This window comes from Paracoccus isoporae (assembly GCF_900101865.1).
Lineage (GTDB): Bacteria > Pseudomonadota > Alphaproteobacteria > Rhodobacterales > Rhodobacteraceae > Paracoccus > Paracoccus isoporae.
Window position 1 is genome coordinate 81153 of record NZ_FNAH01000009.1, and the last position, 20464, is coordinate 101616.

At 70.3% G+C, this 20464-nt stretch carries 25 protein-coding genes; 5 read left to right on the forward strand and 20 right to left on the reverse strand.

The features are described 5' to 3' along the window. Positions 1–27 precede the first annotated feature (27 nt). The 4 genes from ade (at position 28) to BLT73_RS13635 (ending at position 3152) form a co-directional block, all read left to right on the forward strand. Positions 28–1731, forward strand: coding sequence for an adenine deaminase (gene ade, locus BLT73_RS13620; protein ID WP_090524691.1), 1704 nt, complete (start codon positions 28–30; stop codon positions 1729–1731). An 83-nt stretch (positions 1732–1814) separates the two neighbouring features. Beyond that, the gene (locus tag BLT73_RS13625) at positions 1815–2000 is read left to right on the forward strand and encodes a heavy-metal-associated domain-containing protein (protein WP_090524782.1); all 186 of its coding nucleotides are present in this window, start codon (positions 1815–1817) and stop codon (positions 1998–2000) included. 176 nt (positions 2001–2176) lie between these two features. Then, positions 2177–2476, forward strand: coding sequence for a hypothetical protein (locus BLT73_RS13630; protein WP_090524693.1), 300 nt, complete (start codon positions 2177–2179; stop codon positions 2474–2476). 1 nt (position 2477) lies between these two features. Beyond that, the gene (locus BLT73_RS13635) at positions 2478–3152 is read left to right on the forward strand and encodes an NAD-dependent deacylase (RefSeq protein ID WP_090524695.1); all 675 of its coding nucleotides are present in this window, start codon (positions 2478–2480) and stop codon (positions 3150–3152) included. Here the strand turns inward: BLT73_RS13635 and cysE are convergent. From cysE to BLT73_RS13730, 19 genes are all read right to left on the reverse strand, one after another. After that, positions 3149–4000: a serine O-acetyltransferase gene (gene cysE / locus BLT73_RS13640; protein WP_090524697.1), complete on the reverse strand. Its 852-nt coding sequence runs from the start codon at positions 3998–4000 to the stop codon at positions 3149–3151. The two genes, BLT73_RS13635 and cysE, sit on opposite strands and share 4 nt — an antisense overlap. 53 nt (positions 4001–4053) lie before the next feature. Then, positions 4054–4767 (reverse strand): DUF2793 domain-containing protein, encoded by a 714-nt coding sequence (locus tag BLT73_RS13645; protein WP_090524699.1) that lies wholly within the window; start codon positions 4765–4767, stop codon positions 4054–4056. Continuing rightward, positions 4767–8627 carry a baseplate multidomain protein megatron gene (locus BLT73_RS13650; RefSeq protein WP_090524701.1) on the reverse strand — a complete coding sequence of 1287 codons (3861 nt, stop codon included), beginning with the start codon at positions 8625–8627 and terminating at the stop codon, positions 4767–4769. The genes BLT73_RS13645 and BLT73_RS13650 overlap by 1 nt, the downstream gene beginning before the upstream one ends. Positions 8628–8638: 11 nt before the next feature. Further along, positions 8639–9073: a C40 family peptidase gene (locus BLT73_RS13655; RefSeq protein WP_090524703.1), complete on the reverse strand. Its 435-nt coding sequence runs from the start codon at positions 9071–9073 to the stop codon at positions 8639–8641. Next, entirely contained in the window at positions 9070–9966 is an 897-nt protein-coding gene (locus tag BLT73_RS13660; protein ID WP_090524705.1) for a DUF2163 domain-containing protein, read from the reverse strand. The genes BLT73_RS13655 and BLT73_RS13660 overlap by 4 nt, the downstream gene beginning before the upstream one ends. Next, positions 9963–10592 (reverse strand): DUF2460 domain-containing protein, encoded by a 630-nt coding sequence (locus BLT73_RS13665; RefSeq protein ID WP_090524707.1) that lies wholly within the window; start codon positions 10590–10592, stop codon positions 9963–9965. Before BLT73_RS13665 ends, BLT73_RS13660 begins: the two co-directional genes overlap by 4 nt. A gap of 9 nt (positions 10593–10601) precedes the next feature. Then, on the reverse strand, positions 10602–11300 hold the full coding sequence (locus tag BLT73_RS13670) for a phage tail tape measure protein (RefSeq protein WP_425438826.1): 699 nt from the start codon (positions 11298–11300) through the stop codon (positions 10602–10604). Next, positions 11254–11520 carry a rcc01693 family protein gene (locus BLT73_RS13675; protein ID WP_342705175.1) on the reverse strand — a complete coding sequence of 89 codons (267 nt, stop codon included), beginning with the start codon at positions 11518–11520 and terminating at the stop codon, positions 11254–11256. Before BLT73_RS13675 ends, BLT73_RS13670 begins: the two co-directional genes overlap by 47 nt. A gap of 5 nt (positions 11521–11525) precedes the next feature. Then, positions 11526–11840 carry a gene transfer agent family protein gene (locus BLT73_RS13680; RefSeq protein ID WP_090524711.1) on the reverse strand — a complete coding sequence of 105 codons (315 nt, stop codon included), beginning with the start codon at positions 11838–11840 and terminating at the stop codon, positions 11526–11528. Further along, complete coding sequence (locus BLT73_RS13685) at positions 11840–12253, reverse strand: phage major tail protein, TP901-1 family (RefSeq protein ID WP_090524714.1); 414 nt, start codon at positions 12251–12253, stop codon at positions 11840–11842. The genes BLT73_RS13680 and BLT73_RS13685 overlap by 1 nt, the downstream gene beginning before the upstream one ends. Before the next feature lie 12 nt (positions 12254–12265). Continuing rightward, positions 12266–12685 (reverse strand): DUF3168 domain-containing protein, encoded by a 420-nt coding sequence (locus BLT73_RS13690; protein ID WP_090524716.1) that lies wholly within the window; start codon positions 12683–12685, stop codon positions 12266–12268. Next, entirely contained in the window at positions 12682–13017 is a 336-nt protein-coding gene (locus BLT73_RS13695) for a head-tail adaptor protein (RefSeq protein ID WP_090524786.1), read from the reverse strand. The genes BLT73_RS13690 and BLT73_RS13695 overlap by 4 nt, the downstream gene beginning before the upstream one ends. After that, positions 13017–13622 carry a head-tail connector protein gene (locus tag BLT73_RS13700; RefSeq protein WP_090524717.1) on the reverse strand — a complete coding sequence of 202 codons (606 nt, stop codon included), beginning with the start codon at positions 13620–13622 and terminating at the stop codon, positions 13017–13019. Before BLT73_RS13700 ends, BLT73_RS13695 begins: the two co-directional genes overlap by 1 nt. Positions 13623–13764: 142 nt before the next feature. Next, complete coding sequence (locus tag BLT73_RS13705) at positions 13765–14928, reverse strand: phage major capsid protein (RefSeq protein WP_090524719.1); 1164 nt, start codon at positions 14926–14928, stop codon at positions 13765–13767. An 87-nt stretch (positions 14929–15015) separates the two neighbouring features. After that, entirely contained in the window at positions 15016–15564 is a 549-nt protein-coding gene (locus tag BLT73_RS13710) for an HK97 family phage prohead protease (RefSeq protein WP_090524721.1), read from the reverse strand. Between the two features lie 19 nt (positions 15565–15583). Continuing rightward, complete coding sequence (locus BLT73_RS13715) at positions 15584–15814, reverse strand: GTA head formation protein, RCAP_rcc01685 family (protein WP_090524722.1); 231 nt, start codon at positions 15812–15814, stop codon at positions 15584–15586. Between the two features lies 1 nt (position 15815). Next, positions 15816–17000, reverse strand: coding sequence for a phage portal protein (locus BLT73_RS13720; protein WP_090524724.1), 1185 nt, complete (start codon positions 16998–17000; stop codon positions 15816–15818). A 332-nt stretch (positions 17001–17332) separates the two neighbouring features. Continuing rightward, a complete protein-coding gene (locus BLT73_RS13725) occupies positions 17333–18679 on the reverse strand; it encodes a DNA-packaging protein (protein WP_090524727.1) in 1347 nt (448 codons plus the stop codon). Continuing rightward, the gene (locus BLT73_RS13730) at positions 18630–18917 is read right to left on the reverse strand and encodes a permease (RefSeq protein ID WP_245727335.1); all 288 of its coding nucleotides are present in this window, start codon (positions 18915–18917) and stop codon (positions 18630–18632) included. The genes BLT73_RS13725 and BLT73_RS13730 overlap by 50 nt, the downstream gene beginning before the upstream one ends. 524 nt (positions 18918–19441) lie before the next feature. Here BLT73_RS13730 and BLT73_RS13735 point away from each other — a divergent pair. Beyond that, positions 19442–19831, forward strand: coding sequence for a hypothetical protein (locus BLT73_RS13735; protein WP_090524730.1), 390 nt, complete (start codon positions 19442–19444; stop codon positions 19829–19831). A gap of 46 nt (positions 19832–19877) precedes the next feature. Here the strand turns inward: BLT73_RS13735 and BLT73_RS13740 are convergent, their stop codons facing one another. Beyond that, positions 19878–20360 carry a hypothetical protein gene (locus BLT73_RS13740; protein ID WP_090524732.1) on the reverse strand — a complete coding sequence of 161 codons (483 nt, stop codon included), beginning with the start codon at positions 20358–20360 and terminating at the stop codon, positions 19878–19880. Between the last annotated feature and the right edge of the window lie 104 nt (positions 20361–20464).

The window sequence follows — 20464 nt, forward strand, 5'->3', positions numbered from 1 at the left end:
TCATCGCGGCAATGCAGGAGAAAACCGATGCCAGACAGCGCCCGACCCGATCTCGAAACCCGCATCGCGCAGGGGCGCGGCGACGCCCCCGCCGATCTGGTGCTGAAAGGCGGCACGGTCTGGTGCATGGCCAGCGGCGCGCGCATCGCGGGCGACGTGGCGATCTGCGGCGACATGATCGTGGGCATCGGCGCGGCCTATGACGGGCGGGCAGAGATCGACGTCACCGGCGCGATCCTCGTGCCCGGCTTCATCGACACGCATCTGCATATCGAAAGCTCCTGCATCACGCCCGCCGAATTCGACCGCTGCGTGACCCCGCGCGGCATCACCACCGCGATCTGCGACCCCCATGAGATCGCAAATGTCACCGGCGCGGCCGGGGTGCGCTATTTCCAGCAGGCGGCCGAGACGATGCTGATGGATCTGCGCGTGAACCTGTCCTCCTGCGTGCCGTCGACCGCGATGGAGACATCGGGGGCCGCGCTCGACGCCGCGGCGCTGAGCGCGCTTGCGGATCACCCGTCGGTGATCGGTCTGGCGGAATTCATGAACTACCCCGGCGTCATCCACCGCGATCCCGGCTGCATGGACAAGCTGCGCGCCTTTGCCGGCCGCCATATCGACGGCCATGCGCCGCTGCTGTCGGGGCGCGATCTGAACGCCTATCTCGCCGCGGGAATCCGCACCGAGCATGAGGCGACGACGGCGGCCGAGGCGGCGGAGAAACTGCAAAAAGGGATGCGCATCCTGATCCGCGAAGGCTCGGTGTCCAAGGATCTCGACGCGCTCGCGCCGGTGCTGACGCCCGTCACCGCACCCTATATCTGCCTGTGCACCGATGACCGCAACCCGCTCGACATTGCCGAGGAGGGCCATCTCGACAGCATGATCCGCCGCCTGATCGCGCATGGCTGCGACCCGCTCGCGGTCTATCGCGCCGCCTCCCTGTCGGCGGCCGAGGCTTTCGGGCTGAAGGATCGCGGCCAGATCGCGCCGGGCCGCCGCGCCGATATCGTCGTGCTGGAGGATGTGACGCAATGCAGCGTGCGGCAGGTCATCTGCGGCGGGGTGCCGGTCGATGCGCAGGCCTTCGCGGATCGCCCGCCCCCCGCGCCGGTCGGCCTCGGATCGGTCCATCTGCCGCCGCTCTCGCCCGATGATTTCCGCCTGCCCGGCTCCGGCGACACCCCGGTCATCGGCATCCAGCCGGGCCGCATCCTCACCGATCATCTGCGCGAGGATATCGCAACGACGGATGGCGACCGCCGCCCCGATCCGGCCCGCGACCTCGCCCGCATCACCATTATCGAGCGGCATGGGCAGAACGGCAATATCGCCAATGGGGTCGTGCGCGGCTTCGGAATGCAGCGCGGCGCCATCGGCTCCACCGTCTGCCATGACCACCACAATATCGCCCTTGTCGGCATGGATTACGCCGACATGACCCGCGCGGCGGAACGCCTGGCACAGATGGGCGGCGGCTTCGTCGTGGTGGAGGGCGGCGCGGTGCGGGCCGAACTGCCGCTGGAAATCGCCGGTCTGATGAGCGCGGCGCCCTTCGAGACGGTGCATGATGCGCTCACGGATCTGCGCCGCGCGGCGCAGGATCTGGGTATCGTGCTGCACGAACCATTCCTGCAACTGGCCTTTCTCGCGCTGCCGGTGATCCCGCATCTCAAGATCACCGATCACGGCATGATCGACGTGGACCTCTTCCGGGTGATCTGATCCGGCCGCAACCCTGCCCGATCCCGCCCTTGCCCCATCCCGCCCGCCCCGCCATGCTGGCGGCATTTGACTGGGAGGATTCGATGAAGCTGCACGTTCCCGACATGAGCTGCACTCACTGCAAGACCACCATCGAACAGGCCGTCGCCGGGGCCGGCGGCACGGCGCAGGTCTCGCTCGAAACGCATGAAGTCACGGTCGAAGGGCTGGACCCGGACCGCGCCCGGCAGGTGATTCGCGACGCCGGCTACGACCCGCGCCCGGCCTGATCCGTGGCGACACAAGATATGCCCCCCCGCCCGGCGGCGCTGCGCGACTCCTGCCCCGCGCCCGGCGATTGAGCGATTCGGGCTTTCTTGCTAGTCTGGCCGGATCGGGGCAGGCGCTCGCCGCCGCCCCCAAAACACGCCGCAAAGGCGAAACAGGCAGACCCGAGGAGACAGAGATGAACCGATTGATTATCGCCGCAGCCGCGATCGTTCTGACCACGCCGCTGGCCATGGCCGGGCCGATCGACAATGCCTGCGTGCGGTCCGACCGCGGCGCACGGCAGACGGCGCTGTGCAGCTGCGTGCAGCAGGTGGCCAACCAGACGCTGTCGCGCGCCGATCAGCGCCGCGCCGCGCGCTTCTTCCGCGACCCGCATGAGGCGCAGGTGGTCCGCATGTCGAAAAGCGACCGCGACAACGCCTTCTGGGCCCGTTACAAGCGCTTTGCCGGCGCGGCCGAGGCCTATTGCCGCTGACATGCGCATCACCGTCCTGACCGGGGCGGGGATCTCGGCCGAAAGCGGCTTGCGCACCTTCCGCGCCGAGGATGGGCTGTGGGAGGAACATCGTCTCGAAGATGTCGCCACGCCCGAGGCCTATGCCCGTGATCCGGCCCTCGTCCATCGCTTCTACAATGCCCGCCGGGCGGCGGCCGCCGCGGCGCAGCCCAACGCCGCGCATCGTGCACTCGCGGATCTCGCCCGCAAGCATGACGTCACGCTGGTCACCCAGAATGTCGACGATCTGCACGAACGCGGCGGCGCGCCTTACGTGATCCACATGCATGGGCGGCTCAACCGCGCGCTCTGCGCCGCCTGCGGGCATCGCTGGCCAAGCCCGGCGGTGATGGATGTGACGACCGCCTGCCCGGATTGCGGCAGCCGCAGCGCGCGGCCCGATGTCGTCTGGTTCGGGGAAATGCCCTATGATCTGGACGACATCACCGAGGAGCTGGAACGGGCCGACCTGTTCGCTGCCATCGGCACCTCCGGCAATGTCTATCCCGCCGCCGGCTTCGTGCGGATGGCGCGGCAGTTCCGGGCGCATTGCGTGGAACTCAATCTCGACCGCTCGGCGGTCAGCAGCGATTTTCAGGAACATCTGACCGGCCCGGCGACTGAGATCGTCCCGGGCTGGGTGGCCTCGCTCTAGCCGCCATCCTCGCCTTCGATCCCGGTCACCTCAATCAGGTGATCCATCGCAAAGGCCGGATCGGTGCAGCCCGCATCGCCGACAAGCTGTGCGGGGACCCCGGCCACGGTCTTGCAGGGCGGCACGTCCTGCAAGACGACCGAGCCCGCCGCGATCCGGCTGCACCGCCCGACGGTGATATTGCCCAAAACCTTCGCGCCCGCCCCGATCAGCACGCCATTGCCGATCTTGGGATGCCGGTCGCCATCGGCCTTGCCGGTCCCGCCAAGCGTCACCGAATGCAGCATCGAGACATTGTCACCGACCACCGCGGTCTCCCCGATCACGATGGAATGGGCATGATCCATCATCACCCCCTGTCCGACCCGTGCTGCGGGGTGAATATCCACCCCGAACGCTTCCGAGCAGCGCATCTGCACGAAATAGGCCATGTCGCGGCGTCCCTCGGTCCACAGCCAATGCCCGATCCGGTAGGCCTGCAACGCCTGGAACCCCTTGAAGAACAGCAGCGGCTGGATCATCCGGTGCGTGGCCGGGTCACGCTCGTAAACGGCACGCAGATCGGCCTCGGCGGCGGAGACCAACTCGGGGCGCTGCGCATAGGCGGAATCCGCGATTTCGCGCAGAAGCTGCTCGGACATCTCGCCCGAATTCAGCTTCAGCGCGAAGCGATAGGCCAGGGCGGATTGCAGGTTGTCGTGATGCAGCAGCCCGCCATGGATCAGCGCCCCCAGAAGCGGCTCGGTCTGGATCGCCGCGCGCGCCTCGGTGCAGATCTGCGCCCATAATGCCACGCCGGACAGCGGCGCAGACGCGGCAGCGGGTTGGGGTGTCGCGGGACGGTTCATGGCGGTCTCCTTTTGACGTCAAGCTACCGCAATGCCGCGCCATGCGAAACCCGTCAGCGCGGCAATGTCAGCTCCAGCCAATGCGCGGCGATGCGCAGCCGCCCCCCGGCAAAGGCGCCCCCGGTCGCGCTCAGCATGATCGGCGCGGGCGACCAGTAGGTAAAGGGCTGCGACAGCATCCCCCGCGCCCAGCTTCCCGCCGGAAGGCCCAGGCCCGATCCGAACCGGTCGAACGCGCCATCCGTCCCCATCTGCCAGCCGCTGAGCGAGCCGGTGATCGCCTCCGTCACCCGCGCGGTCACCCCGATGACCATGCCCGCCGCAGGCAGGACCAGCGAGGTGGTCATGCGCGCGCCGGCAGCGATCTCGACTTCGGCCTCGGCGGTGCGGGCGGCAAGCGCCGATCCGAACCCGCCAAGCGTCACCGCCCCGGCGACCCAGTCTCCGCCGTCATGGATGGCGGTGACCCCGCGATCGGCGATGAAGCCGCGCATCCCGGCCTGCGGCCTGGTGAACACCCAGCCGCCGTTCGACGCGACGGCGATCTGACCCGCCTGGCCGGCCCAGTCCCCGCCCGCGCCCTCCGGCACGCCGTAGCAGGCGCCGTCGGCCACCGCCTCCGGCGGCTGGGGCCGGGTCACGCTCACCAGCACCAGATTGACCAGCCCGTCAAGCCGCGCCATCGCCTCGTTCACGGTGACATGTTTCTGCGCCTGCGCCGCCTGCAATAGCGGCAGGGACAGGCGCGATGTGGTGTCGTTGCTCATCAGAAGCTCCTCTTGACGAAAGATCCATGCCCGTAGCGGTCCGAGATCTGCGCAACCCGCACGACCAACCCGCCCTGCCCGGCGGCAGCGGCCATCTCCGCCGGCAGATCCAGCCAGGGCCGGTCGCAGGTGAAATCGCGCAGCGCGCCCCCGGTCTCGACCCGGACCAGATATTCCTCCCGCGTCTCCCCCAGCGGCACCTCGGCCAGATCCCAGCGGTCCCCGTTCACCCGCGTCCGCCGCACCCAGCTCAGCCGCGCGCCATCCAGCCGCAGATGGCAGGGCGCATAGGGGCGCAACCCGGCCCCGAAGCTCTGCGTGCTGCGCAACCGGTAACGCGGATCATCCGCCGGGCGCGATGCAGGCCCGATCCGCCAGTGCCGCATCAGCCCCAGCTCCTCCGGCGCCATGTCCAGTTGCCTGACCGCCCCGTCCAGCACCACCACCAGCGAGCCCGCGGGCCAAACCGCCGGGATCAGCGCATCGGTGCCGAACTGCCCGCGAAGCCGCTCGCGCAGCGACCACAGGCCCGGCGAAAGCGGCTCGGCACGGGCGAATTGCAGGATCTCCCAGCCATTTGCCGTGCCGTCGCCGATCGCGATCAGGTTCGCGCCACGCAGCAGCCGCTCCATCGCCACGCCAGACAGCCCGCCCGAGGCAAATCGCACCCGCAGACCCGCGCCCCGGTCGATCAGCCCATGCCGCGCGCGGCGAAGCGGGCTCTCCGTCAGCCCGACCATCGCGCCCCGCGGCAGCACCCGGTTCAGGCGGAAATCGCTGTCCCGGCTGGCCGATCCATATATCGCGACCGAGCCGGGCCAGGGGGTGGCCGCCACCGCGATATGGGGCGCATGCGGCACCTCGCTTCCGGCCATCAGCGGCAAATCCAGGATCACCGGCCAGACCGGCATCGGCGGGCGGTAGCGCGGCACGGCGAGGCCCCCCTCCATGTGGTCGGCGGGGCGATAGATCCCCGGCTCGGTCAGCACCGCCTCGACGGTGATCGCGCCGGCCCGCTCCACCCGGTCGATGCGCCAGCGGCGCGCAGCGTCATCGCCGCGCCGGCGCAGCGACACCACGTCGCCCGGCCCGAGCCCCGCGCGCGACGGCGGCAGGGCAAACCGGATCGTCTCCCGTCCCAGCCGCGCCTCGGCCAGCCAGCGTTCGGCAACCGCCCGCGCCTCCGGTACGGTCAGCAGCAGCGGCATCTCGCTGTCCGTCACCGCCGCCACGCCGTCACCCGGCATCGCCGCCTCGACGGTCGAAGGGGCATAGCCCCCAGCCGCCAGATGGGTCAGCCGGACCCGCCCGCCGATCTCGGCCTCGGCGGCGCGCGCGGTGTCGTGTGCACCCTCCGCGCCCTCGGCCAGATCATCCTCGGTCAGCTCGGCAGCGATGCGGGCGTCGCGCATCCGGAAGACCAGCCTGCCATCGCGCTCCACCGCATCGAAACCGTAGGCCAGCATCAGCGGCTGAAGGCTGGCCCGCGGCGTATCCACCGCCCCGGAGACATAGCCGCGCACCACCCCGGACAGCCCGCTGACATCGGCACCCCGCAGCCCCGCCGCATGGCACAGATCCGCCACCACCGCCCCCAGCGGCACCGCGCCCGCCCGCCCGTTCAGCCAATGCCCCCGGTCCCAGGCCGGTCCGTCCGACCACAGATCGTCGCGGCCGGGAAAGGCCGGATAGGGCCGCGCATCCCAGCACCAGACATGCGCCCGCGCCATGTCCACCATCCGCCCGCCATAAAGCCCCACCGGATTATGCGCCGGGTCGCCCCAATAGCGGGTCATCGCCGCCACATAGGCCGCCTGCACCGCATCGTCGCGCCGCCCGGTCGAATAATGCGGCAGGCGCGATTCCGAGCTCATCGCGTCCAGGAACTTGTTGGGCTGGTTGGTCCCCTTGTCGAGCGCCGCGCACCCCATCTCGGTGAACCAGATCGGCTTGGAGCGCGGCACCCAGGCGGTGGGCGTCGCCATCCGCGCGCCCCCGATCCGCTCGTGATGGCTCCGCCCCCACCAATTCGCCAGATCCTTGTAGCGCCAGACCCAGGGCTCGCCATGCGCCCCATCGGTGATCGGCGTGCGGATCTGCGCCGCGCGATGGGCGGGATCGGCGTAGTACCAGTCATACCCCTCGCCCCCCGCGACATTCGCCTCCAGATAGCCGGGCGCGTCGATCCGGCCCCAATGCGCGTCGGCGTGATCCTCGCCCTCGCGCCAATCCGACAGCGGCATGTAATTGTCGATGCCGATGAAATCGACATTTCTGTCGGCCCAGAGCGGGTCGAGATTGTAGAACGCCTCGCCCCCGCCGGGGTGATAGCCGAAATATTCCGACCAGTCGGCAGCATAGCTGATCTTCACCCCGGGCCCCAGGATCGCGCGTACATCCGCCGCGAGCCGGCGCAACTCCTCGACCGCCACGAAATGATCGCCCGGCCCGCGAAGCTGGGTCAGCCCGCGCATCTCCGATCCGATCAGAAACGCGTCAATCCCGCCCGCCACGGCACAGAGATGCGCGTAATGCAGGATGAAACGGCGATAGGACCATTCCTCCGGCCCGTCATAATGCACCTCCTCACCCTCGACCCGGAAATCCCCGCGCGCCGCCTGGCCAAAGAACCGCCGCACCGCCGCGCTGTTCTGGGCCGTGCCATCGGGCGAGCCGTCACGCCCCGGCGCGATCTCGGCGGTGATCCGGCCCCGCCACGGCATCACCGGCTGATCTGCCGCGCCCGTCCAGGGATCGGTCCGGCCATTCCCGGCCAGCTGCTCCATCAGGATGAACGGATAGAACACCGCCCTGCGCCCCGAGGCGGCGATCGCGCGCAGCGCCTCGATGACCGAGGCATCGGCGGGTGTGCCGCCATAAATCGGCCGATCATTCACCCGCGCCACCTCCTGCGCTGCCTCGCGCGCGATGCCGCCCGCGCGCCACGCCATCTCGGCGCCGTCGCGGCTCCCATCCTCGACCTTCGGGCGCAATCGGCACTGCCCCACGCGCAGATCATCCCCGAACCAGGACACGATCAGCGAGACCGAGCCGACACGCGGCAATTCGCGTCCCAGACTGTCCATCGACGCCGCGAAATCCGTCGCGGCCAGCGGCGTCGCACTGTTGGCCGCCTGCCGCGCGCCCAGCCCCAGATCATAGCTGACCGGGGTGGTCGCCAGCGAATACTCCCCGGTGCCGGGGATCAGCGCCACCGCCTCCACCAGCCGCGACAGCCCGCCGCCCGAGCGCGCCTCGCGCGTCACCTCGAAGCTCAGCTGCGGCAGCCGGTTGCCCCAGCGGTCCAGCTCCAGCTCCTCCAGCACGACATAGGCGGTGCCGCGATAGGCCGGCGCGGCCTCGCCCTCATGCGCGACGATGCAGGGATCGGCAAGCTGCGCCTCACCACCGTGATAGACCCGCATGTTCAGATCGCCGGGCGGAATCTCCTCGCCATCGGCCCAGACCCGCCCGACGCCCAGGATCGGCCCTTCGCACAGCGCCAGCGCGAAGCTGAGTCGATAGGAGATCTGCGTCACCCGTGGCCCCGCCCCCTTGCCGCCGCCCTGCCGCGATGAGGTCTCGGTCAAGGGTCCGGCCCAGATCACATGCCCCGGCAGCCGCATCTGCCCCCAGAGCCGCGCAATCGGCGCGCCCTCGCCCGCGCCCTGAAGCCGCAGCCGGTCGATCCGGCCCGTCTCCACCGCCTGCGCGCCGACCCCCAGCAGGCGCTGATCGATGACCCGCCCGACCGTCGCGCCGACCGCGCGGCCGATCACCGCGCCGCCCAGCCCCAGCACAGTTCCACCGACCCCCGCACCCAGCGAGGCACCAGCCGCGGATAACAGGATCGTCGCCATGAGGACTCCTTTCAGTCGGGAAAGCGGAACCGCGCCGCGATCCGCCGCCGCCAGGGCGCGGAAAGCGGGCTTTCCACGACGCCGTGCCGGTCATAGGCATGAATGAACGCGGGCGCGGCCCCGATGGCGGAGACCACGCCCAGATGTTTCGCGACCCCGCCCGGCCGCATCCGGAACAGCAGCACATCGGCCGCCCTCATCGGACCCGGCGCGGGCAACAGATGACGCGCGGCCCCGGACAACAGAGTCTCGTCCCCGCTATATTCGCCCCAATCCGGGGTGTAGTTCGGTGCCGCCTCCGGCTCATCGCCATAAAGCCCGCGCCAGATCCCCCGGATCAGCCCTAGGCAATCGCAGCCCGTCCCGCGACGGGAGGCCTGATGCTGATAAGGCGTGCCGATCCAGCCCCGCGCAAGGCGCAGGATCTCGGCCTCGCGCGGGGTCATGCGCCCGCCCCCGCCTCTCCCGGCTCGGGGTCTTCGGCGGGCTGAAAGCTGGGCTGCGCCTCCGCCCGCCGCGGCTGCGGCGCGCCGGGCGCCAGCAGCCAGTCCTCCTGCGGCAGATGCGGAAACCCGCGGAAATTGGCGAAATTGCCGAATTTCAACCGGCACTGTGATGCGGATTTGTCGCAGCCCACCTCCAGCCTGACGGCGTCCCCCGGCGAAGGCAGGATCCCCGGCGCCGCCCACAGATCGACCTCGCGCCGCCCCTCGGGCCGGGCGCGGTCATTCTTGATATGCCCCGCGATCCCCGACGCCGCGCCGGAGGTGATGCGCAGCGTGCCGCGCTCGAACCAGCGGTCGTCACGGCCATGCAGCCCCGACAGAACCAGCCGCGCGCCAGAGACCTGCTCGATCCGCGCCTCGCCCGACAGCCCCGGCCGCGACAGATCGGCCTTGCAGGCGCCATCGCCCAGCACCGCGCTGCATCGCGGGTGATAGACCCGGCCCACCGGCCGGTTCAGCGCCTCGGACAGGCCGCGCAGCTCGGCGCGGAAGGCCCCGCCCGCCCGCGTCACCTCGCCCAGCGAGCCGCGAAACACCAGCCGATGCGCGGCCGGATCGGCCCAATCCACCTCCCACAGCCGTATCTCCGCCCCATCCCAGCGTCCGGCGATGATGTCGGCCTCGTCGATCGCCGCGTCGCTCAGCGCGCCGATGGCCTCGCTGTTATCCACCGCGAGCCCGGCCCCCTGCACCACCGCCTGCGCCTCCATCCCCGCCTGCGGCCGGAAACTGATCCCCGCGAAGGACAGCGCCGTATCGTGATCGGTGAAGCCCAGCACCACCCCGTCCGCCCGCGTCACCGCCCAGGCCCGCGCCAATGTCGTGACCGTCATATCCGCAGCTCCACCACCGGCACCTGCGGCATGTCGCCCGCCTGGAACGAGGCCACCGAGACCGCGATCCGGTCCGTGTCGAACCGCACCGGCACATCGAACTCGAATCCCGCCGTAACCGCTGCATCCTGCCCCGGCGGCTCGCTCAGCGTCACGATGCCGGTGGCCGTATCAACGCGGTAATCCGGCCCCTCGCGCAGCTCGATGCCGCCCACCCCGACCCGCACCGTGCCCTCGACCGGCTTGGCGATCGGGCGCAGATAGGCCGCCGGTCCCGAGGCATAGCGCCGCCGCAGCCGGAACTGCGTGCGCGCCCCGTCGCCATGGCCAATGACCTGGTCGCGGAACTCCGGCGCGCCGCTTGGTGCGCAGCTCTTGAAATCCGCCCAGTCCTTCCAGCGGAACCCGTGCAACTGCCCGCCCCGCGCCTCGAAAAACGCGATCAGCGCGGCGATGTCGTCCAGCGAGCGCAGCCCGATCCCGGCATCGTAATGGCGCCGCGAATGCGCCCAGGGGGTGTTGCGCTCCTCATGCCCGCTGCTCAGCGCGACGATCTCGGTGCGCCGCTCCGGCCCGCCGACCGAGCCGAAGGACAGATTGGCTGGAAATCGGATCTCGTGGAACATGGCTATACCTCACAGGTTGCGCTGCCCGCGCGCGAGCGCCCGGCCCATGTGCGCAGCAATCTGGCTCTGGCTGCGGGCGAACCCGGCCACGTCGGGGGTGTTGACGGTGATCGAGACATTCACCGGCCGCGCCGCGGCGCCACCGCCCGTCGCGGCCACGCCCAACCGTCCATCCGCGCCGCGCGACAGCGGCATGATCGCCTCCGGCCCGGCCTCCCCCATCAGCCCGACACCGCCGCGCATGGGAAACCGGGTGGGGCTGGTGACAATCCCTCCTTTCGCGAAAGCCGCGACCCGACCCTGCGAGAATGCGGCACCGGCGGCGAAAGGCGTGGCCCCCTGCTGCGCCGCCGCCGGCATCGCCCCCGACATGAGCTGGTTCACGCCCTGCGCCAGAACCCCCGCCAGGGCCTGCTTCACCAGTTTGGTGGCAATCCCATAGGCGGTATCGGCCATGCCGCGCGCCACCCCGCCCATCGCATCGCGCAGGCTCAGCCCGTCCAGCACCATTCCGTCGAAGGCCCGACCCAAGGCGCTGCGGATGCCGCGGGCGAAGCCGTCAACCTCGCGCCCGGTCAGCCACATCTGCTTCTGCATCCGGCCCAGCTCCGCCGTGAAGGCCGCGGTCATCCGGGCCGCCTTGTCGATCTGCCCGTCCGGGTCATCCTGCCGCCCCGTGTCCGGCATCACCCTGTCCGTCATCGTCATCATCCCCCGCCATTGCATGTTCATCCGGCCAGTCCCGCGCCAGCGCCGCCAGCCGCGCCCGCGTCATCGGCCTGCCGCCCGGCGCCGTGCCCAGCATCAGCGCCAGCTCGGCCGGGGTCAGCGCCCAGAACTGGTCCGGCGTCAGCCGCAAATGCCGCATCCCGGCGCGCATCAGCCCCGGCCAGTCCAGCCCAGCCTGCCCCGCCCGCTCCGCCGCCACCCGGCTCACTCCGGCAGCGCGAAGGCCAGGTGCAGCAGCCGCGCCGCCGCCTGCGCAGCACCCACCGGCCCGCCGCCGATCTCGACCCGCATCAGCACGGCCCGGTCCCCGTTCCAGCCCGCCCCGCGCAGCCCGGCCACCAGCACCGCCAGCACATCCGCGGCCGAGAACCGCCCCGCCTCGAACCGCTCGGCGAGCGCGATCAGCGACGCGGCCTGCAATTCCGCCTCCAGCTCGGCCAATGCCCCCAGCGTCAGCCGCGCCGGATGGGCCACGCCGTCCAGCGTGACCTCGACCTCTCCGCGCATCGGATTGGCCATCACAGCGCCACGAAGCTCAGCGCCCCGGCACTGGCCAGCGCCAGCTCATAGGTCGCCTCGCCATTATGGCTGCCGGCATATTCCAGCGCGGTGATCTGGAAAGGTCCCTCGACAATGCCGAAATCGGGGATGATGATCTGGCAGCGCGGCACCTCGCCGTCGAAGAAGACCTGCCGCGCACGCCCATCCGTCGCCGCGTCGCGGAACACGCCCGAGCCCGACAGCGCGGCCGAGCGCACCCCGGCCCCGCCAAGCAGCTCGCGCCAGCCGCCCTGGCTCTCCAGGCTGGTCACATCGACCGTCTCGGCGTTGAAGGACAGCCGCGTGGCGCGCAGCCCGGCCACCGTCTCGAACTGTCCCGCACCGCTCATATCCATCTTGATCAGCAGATCGCGTCCGTTTTGAACCGTCATGTCACTTTCTCCTCAGATCAGGTCCACCAGCGCCCGGAAGGTCAGATCGACCCGCCGCTCGGCGCTGTGCTCCACCCGCGTCGCGCGGGCCTTCAGAAACCACAAACCGGCCAGACGGCCGCGCTCCATCGCCAGATCGGCATCCTCCAGCGCGGCGCTGACCGCCATCGCGGCCCGCTTGACCGCGTCAAACCCGGTCGCCGCATCCCGCCCGGCCAGGACCGAGACGGTGAAATCATGGCGCGACACCGTGCCGGAGCTGTCGGCCGTCCCGCTCACCTCCTCGGGCCCGATCGCGATATGAACGCCACCCGGCGGCGCGATGGGCAGCGCGTCGAACACCGCGTCCCCCACCAGCGCGGCCAGTTCCGCGTCGTCGCGCAATTTCCGATAGACGGCCGCCTGCAGCGCCGCCGAGACGCGATAGCTCATGCCGGTTCCTCCACAGCGTTGATGCGCAGATAGCGCCCGTCCGGCCCGTCCTCCGCCACCGCGTCGATGCGGAACAGGCGCGCACCGCTGCGCAGCCTCTGGCCCGGCGCGGGGCGGCGCGGATCACCCGGCGGGGCGGCGCGCAGGATGATCCGCCAGGCCAGGCGGCTTTCGGCGCCGGCCTGCGCCCCGCGCAGCCGCCCGGCCCCGCTCAGCATCTGCGCATAAACGACGCCCAAGGCGCGCCAGACCAGGCGCTGCCCGCCCATGCCATCGGGTTCCCGCTCCGCCGTCTCCAGCGTCAGCGGCACGTTCAGCCGCGGCACCGCCATCACCGCGCCCCCCGGCCGCACAGCACGCGCACCGCCCGCCACCGCTCGATCAGCGCGCTGACCCCCACCGGCAGGGCAAGCCGCGCCGCGTCATCGCCGCGATCCTCGTAATAGCGCGTGGCCAGCATCACCACCGCCTGCGCCAGATCCGGCGGCACGCCCGTCCAGTTATCCGCGAACCCGGCGGTGAACCGGATCAGCACCCGCCCGCCCTCCGGCGGCGACGGCAGCACCGCGCCCCGCGGCGCGATCCAGGGGCGCATCGCGTCCTCGACCAGCCGCCAGCCCGCCTGCGGCACGGCGCGGCGCGCCCCGTCGCGCGCCTCGAAGGCCAGCTCGGCCACCCGGCCCACCGGCGCCATCGGCAGGGGCTGGCAGGCCGGATCGCGCCAGCCCTCCAGCAGCAGCCGGTAATCGCGGCGCAGCAGCACCTTGCCGGTCCGCCCCTCGATCATCGCGATGGCGGCGCGCAGGAACCCGGCCAGCGCCCGGTCCTCCGCCGCGCCCGCCTCCAGCGCGAAGCCGGAGCCGAGCCGCAGATGCGCCCGCAATTCCGCCACCGGCAGCGCCGCATCCGCCGGTGTCGTCTCCTCGACTAGTATCATCCCGAACCTCCCGTCCGAGCCGGGCCAGTCTGGCCGCGTGTCCACAGGGAAAAACCGCGCCGGCCCGCGCGCCCCGAGGCATGCGCGGACAGTTGCTGAGCCGGCAGGGGGCCGGCCGGCGCGGCCTCGACGACCTGACGGATCAGGCGCCGAACTTCAGCACCTTCATCGCGCGGCCGTCGACCAGCCCGCCGCCGATCCGCTTGGTGGCATAGAACAGCACGTTCGGCTTGGCCGAGAACGGATCGCGAAGGATGCGCAGATCGGGACGTTCGGCGATGGTGTAGGCGGCCTTGAAATCCCCGAACAGGATGGCCCGCGCATCCGGCGCGATATCCGGCATCTCCTCGGCCAGCACCACCGGATGCCCCAGCAGCCGCGCCGGCAGGCCCGCCGACAGGCTGTCGGCCCAGACGAAGCGGCCGTCTGCATCCTTCAGCTTGCGCATCACCGATGCGGTCTTGGAGTTCATCACGAAATGCGCATTGACCCGGTGCCGCGAATCCAGCGCATAGACCATGTCGATCAGCACCTCGGTCGGGTTGGCCGCGGCAAACCCGCCGCTCACCCCGGTGGCGAACTCGCCCAGCCGGTGGATCTCGCCTGCGCCGGTGACATCGACCTCCGCCTGAAGCAGCCCCACCGGCTTGTCGAACCCGTCGCCGTTCAGCAGGGCATGGGCTTCGGCGCGGGCGAACTTGTCCGCGATCCGCTCGGCCAGCCAGGCCTCGATGTCGAAGGCGGCGTCGTCCAGCAGACGCTGGCTCGCCTTCGGCATGGCAGAGAGCTCATGCAGACGGATGGTGATCTTTTCCATGCCGGGCGAGTCGGTCTCCACCGCCTCGGTCTCGCCCGCCCAGCCAGTGCCCAGATCGTCGCGATCCACCAGCACCTCGTAAGCCGACGACTCCACCTGCACGACATTGCACAGCGCCCGGAGCGAGACCGACCCCGACAGCGCCGATTGCACCGTCTCGGCCAGTTGCGGCGCCGCCTCCACGCCCGGCAGCGCCGCCGCGGTCATCGCCTTGCCCTCGATCTCGGGGCCGCGCAGCGCGGCATCGTCGCCGCGCCGCAGATAGGCATGAAACGCCTTGCGCTCCGGCGCCTCCCCGGCCGGCTCGGTGGCCAGCGGGCTGCGCGGGCGAAAGGCGGTCTTGCGGTCCAACATGGTCATGCGGTGATCCTGTGCATCGAGTTTCGTCTGGATATCCTGGCGGAACCCCTTGAGTTCATCGACGAACCCAAGCAATGCCGCCTTCAGCTCTCCGGGCGCGCCCGGCGCCGCGGTCCTGGTCTCGCTCATCAGCGTCTCCTTATTGGTGTCTGGGGCCCTCCGCCCCGGTCCGGCGCCAGGCAGTAATCCCGCCCGGCCCCGCTGCGGCCGCGCGGTTCAGACCCGCAGCGCCTCGGTCGCGGCGATCAGCGCCGCCGCGAATTCCCTGTCCGGCCCGCCATGGGTCGGGCTGTGCGTCCGGCCCTGCACCCGGCCCTGCTTCCGGTCCAGCTTGGCCTCGGGCAGCATCGGGAAGGTCACCAGCGACACCTCCCACAGCTCGACCTCGCGCAGCACCCGGCGGCCCGTCGCGTCCCGCTCGGCCCGGATCGCGCGATAGCCGATGGACAGCCCGTCAATCGCCCCCGCCGCGATCAGCGCCGCCGCCTCGCGCGCCCGCGCCACATCCGCCAGCAGCCGGCCGCGCACGAACAGCCCGGTCGCATCCTCGCGCACCTCGTCCCAGACGCCGATGGGCCGGGCCGGGTCATGCTGCCACAGCATCCGCACCTTGCCGCCCTGCGCGGCAATCCGGCTGAGCGAGGCCGCAAACGCCCCCCGCGCCACGATATCGCCGCCCCGATCCGGCAGGCCGAAGCGGCTGGCATAGCCCTCGATCGCGGCATCATCGCCGCGCCGCGGCGGGTCGCCGGCCGAAAATCTCATCTCCGTTGCCCTGTCCACCTCAGCCCCCTTGCGATGCAAACTCGATCAGCGACTGCACGGCCTGGGTCAGGATCACGGCCACGACGCCGTAGACCGTCATCCACAACCGCCGCTCCAGCCCCGCGATCAGCGCCTCGATCCGCTCCAGCCGCTTCTCGACAGCGCCGAATTGCAGCGCCATGACCCGTTCCTGCGCCTCGAAGCGCAGATGATGCGGATCGAGACCGTCCATGAAACGCGACCCCTCCATCTCAGCCCTCCGCCAGCGGCGGCAGGCCCAGAAGCGCGCGCTTCTCGGGATCGCTCAGAAACGACACCTCGCCGATGCGCCGCCATTGCTGGTCGCGTTCGGCCGCCAGCGCCGGGATCTGGTCCGGGTCGGGCCGCAGATCGACCTCCGCCCCCAGATGCTCCGACAGGAACCACGCCACCGCGGCCGCGACCCGGCCGACCAGCGGCAGCACGGTCAGCCGGTAGAACGCCCGATGCGCCTCGGCGTAATTGGCATAGGTCGCATCGCCCGGTATCCCGATCAGCATCGGCGGCACGCCGAAGGCCTGCGCGATCTCGCGCGCCGCCGCCTGCTTGGTCTGGTGGAACTCCATATCCGACGGCGAAAACCCCATCGGCTTCCAGTCCAGCCCGCCCTCCAGCAGCATCGGCCGCCCGGCATTGCGCGCGCCCTGGTGATGCATCTCCATCTCCACCGTCAGCCGCTCATATTGCTCGGCCGACAGGTTCCCCTGCCCGTCCGGCCCGGAATAGACGATCGCGCCCGAGGGCCGCGCGGCATTGTCCAGCAGCGCCTTCGACCAGGCAGAGGCGCTGTTATGCACATCCACCGCCACCGCCGCCGCCTGCAGGGGCGACAGCCCGTAATGATCGTCCGAGGGGTGAAAGCTGCGGATATGACAGACCGGATCGGGCGCGCCGGTCATGTCGAAGCGATGCGTGCGCCCGCCCACCGCGTATTCATACGCCACCGGCCAGCCATCCGCGCCCGGCACCACCCTCATCCGGTCGGATCGCAGAACATGCAGCTCCGCAGGCAGCCCCGCACCCGCGCCGACCGCCTCCAGGTAGCCATTGCCGCTCAGCAGGATCTGGCCATACAGCGCCTCGAACAGCTCGGCCCGTCCCTGCGCCGGGTTGGGCCGGCGCAGCAGATCCAGAACCGGATGGGTCTCGTACCGCCGCGCGGCATCCTGGCAGATCAGCGGCACCGCGGCGGCGGCCTCGGCAATCAGCCGCACGGCGCGGAACCCGACCGGATTGCCGATGAACCCGGCCTTCGTCAGCGTCGCCGTATCGCGCGCCGACCAGATCGCGCGCCCCGGCGCCGCCGCCAGCGCCGCGACCCGCCCCGAGGCCGCCCGCGCCTTCTTCTCCATCACCGGCGCGGCCTCTGCCTGCCGGGAAAACAAACGAAACGCCATGCCTCGCCTCCGTGTCGTTCCATGAAAAAGGGCTGCCCGAACGGACGGCCCCTCGCCTCGCGTCACCCGATCACAGCGACCGGGTTCTTCTTCACCCAAATACCCAAATCCCGACACCGCCGATAAACCCCCGGCCCGGAACCAAGGGGCGCAGCCCCGCCGGGCCAGCGTCCGACCGCCCCCCGGGCGGACGCTTCGTCACCGGTCCACACCAAACATCCGTTCAGCGGGATGGCACCATAAAGCGCATCGCTCAAACCTATGAAGCGTCCCCCCGCGGTCGCCCGCTGGCCCTCTGCTGCAGCCCACGCCGCACGGGCACATCGCCCCTCTCACAACCCCCGCATCCGCGGCCGCCGATACGACCCCGCCGGCTCGATCATCAGCGCGTGGATCGCCCAGACCATCGCATCCAGCCGGTCGGGCGAGCCCTTCCCTTGATAGCCGCGCAGGCTCATCCGGCACATCTGGTCCTCCAGCACGCCTAAGGACGGCCCGCGCAGATGCTTCACCCGCCCCTGCTCATAGAGCGCCGCCACCGGCTCGGCCCTGAGCGCCTTGCCGCGCCCGGCCCGCAAGCCGCGGAACGGCACCAGCGGATCGACCTGGCGGATCACGCTCTCGATCAGATCGCCGCCCTGGTTGACCTCCGCCACCAGCCGCTCGGCCTTGTGGCGGTCCATCGCGGCGATGGCGGCGCGGGCCCAGTCGAGCGGGCTGCCCTTCACGCTCGCATCCTCGATCACATAAGCCCGCCAGTCGGACGGCGCGCCCTGCGCCACCACCCCGGCCACCACGATCCCGCATTCATCCGATTGCGCGCCCGAGGACACCGCCGGATCCAGCGCCACCACCACCCGGTCGAGCGTCGGCAGACGGTCCACACGGGCGCTCTCGACCATCTCGCCGGTCCAGAGCGCCCCCTCCACATCCTCCAGGAGCACGCCCTCCAGCTCCTGCCGGCCCAGCCGCGTGCCGCCATAGCGCGCGGCGACCTCGGCCAGGAAACTCTCCGCCAGATAGGCCCGGTTGGCATCGGTCGGCGCGTGCGTCGTCACGGTCGAGGCGCTGTGCAGGATCCGCTTCAGCACCTCGACATTCTTCGGCGTGGTGGTCACGACCTGCTGGGGATGATCCCCCAGCCGCAGCGCGAATTGCAGCATGTCCCACGCCGCCTCGGCCTTTTTCCACTTGGCCAGCTCATCGACCCAGGCCGCGTCGAATTGCGGGCCGCGCAGCGCCTCGGGCTCATGGGCCGAAAACGCCATCGCCACCGCGCCGTTGGGCCAGACCAGCCGCCGCCGCGTCGCCTCCCAGACCGGGCGGCGGTCGGGCGGCGAACAGGCCAGGATGCCGCTGTCGCCGAACACCATCACCTCGCGCACCTGATCGAAGGTCTCGCCCACCAGAGCCACCCGTGAACAGGCGCCGGGCGCATCGGGCACCGCCCCCTCGACGCGGGCGCGCACCCATTCCGAGCCGGCACGGGTCTTGCCCGCCCCGCGCCCGCCCAGGATCACCCAGCTTTTCCAGTCGCCCTCGGGCGGCAACTGATGCGGCAGGGCCCAGAACTCGAACAGCCAGGGCAGGCTCGCCAGCGCATTGTCGCTCAACCCCTCCAGGAACGCGTCAACCTCCTGCGGCGCGGCGGAGGCAAGCCAGGCGGCGCCCGATTTCATCGCGTGCGGCGTCGAGGTCGAACTGACCGTCCCCGACGGCTCCAGCAGCTTCCTTGCGTAGTTTTTCAACCTTGTTCCTTTCCTCGAGCATGAGCTGCGTGGCCGAGCGAAGCTCCCGCGCGGTTCTGACCGCATCCTTCAGCTCGCCCATCTCCCCCGCCCGCAACCTTTGCCGCAGCAGGGTCAGATCCTCCGCGCAGCCGCGGAACAACTGCCCCGCGATCTCGATGTCATCCATGGCCGATCGGGGCTGGAACGGCCCCTCCGGCTGCTCCGTCCCCGGATCGAACGTCCCCGGTCCGAAATTCACTGTCATCCAACATGCCCCGCCTCGTGATCTGTCCGCACGAGCCAAGAAACGAAAAAACCGCCAAAGGTCAGCGACCCGGCGGCTTGCCCATTTCTCCCAGCATGGAAAATTTCTACCCCGGACCGTGCGCCGGGTCAAGATTAATCATCTTAGGTCAACGTCTTAACCAAGTTTCACCCAGCCTCGGCTGGCCGAAACCGCGCTGCAACAGCACCGCGCCTTGCCGCGCAACAGCCCCGCAGCGCCCGCTCGATTCGCCCGAATCGACGGGCGAGTCCGACGGGCCCGCCCCCGGAATCATGCCGCCAACTGCCCCGGCTCAGCCCCAAGCCGCGCAGCTCGTCTTGCGGCAACAGGCTGAAAATTAACTTATATTAACAGTTTCGTGCTATGCTGCCCGCGCCGGCCCGCATGTCTTTCCGGCCGCGCAGACGACAAGAACAGGACGAACCATGAACGCACTACCCAAACGCTTCTTCATCTCGGCCGCCATCTTCGCGCTGATCGGCATGGTCTGGGGGATCGTGATGTCGGCCAGTGCCGACCACAGCATGTCCCCCGCGCACGGCCATCTGAACCTGATCGGCTTCGTGGCGATGGCGGTGTTCGGTACATATTACGCGCTGACCCCGCAGGCAGCCGAAACCCGGCTGGCGCAGATCCATTTCGCCGTCTCGCTTATCGCGGTGATGGTCATCGTGCCGGGCATCGCCCTGGCGATCGCACAGGGGCAGGAGGTCCTGGCCAAGCTCGGATCAGTGCTGTCGCTGGCGGCAATGGCGATCTTCGCGCTGACCGTGTTCCGCCACGGCGTCGGCACGCAGCACGCCCAGCGGGGCTGAAGGGTGCGGTCGCGCCGCCCCGCGGCGCGCCCGACATCACGCCGGATCAGACCGTGCCGGTCGTGCCGTCCCCAGGCTTGCCGTCACCTGTCGCCGCATCGCCCCCGGCCTTGGCCCGCGCTTCCGCGGCCTCGGCCACGGCATTGCTGGCCTCTTCTTGCACCTGCTGGGCATAGGCGACCATGTTGGCGGCGTATGCCTCGTACCAGTCGGCGGTCTCCTCGGCCTGCATGGTTTCGGCCTTGCGACGCATTTCGTCGGCCTTGGCGCGGGTGTCGGCCACGGACTTGTCCCAATCAGCCTTGGCCTGGCTCCACTGCGCCTTCACCTCTTCGCTGGCCTCGTCGAAATAGCCCTGGATCTGCTGGTTCAGATCCGCCTGCCGCTCGGAGGCCGATTCCCGCCATTTGCGCATGTTCTCGGCGAAATCACCGCCGCGATCGCGCATGTCCTCCTGCCACTTGGCCAGGCGCTTCTCGAAATCCTCGGCATTGCGCGCGAGGGTGGAAAACATGTCGGACAGCTTCATGGGATCCTCCTGATGAGCCTGCGGCGTGACGCAAGATCAACCAAAAGCCCCCGCACCGGGTTCCGGGCGGGGGCAAGCGGGGCGTCGGGGCGCAAGCAAGCGGC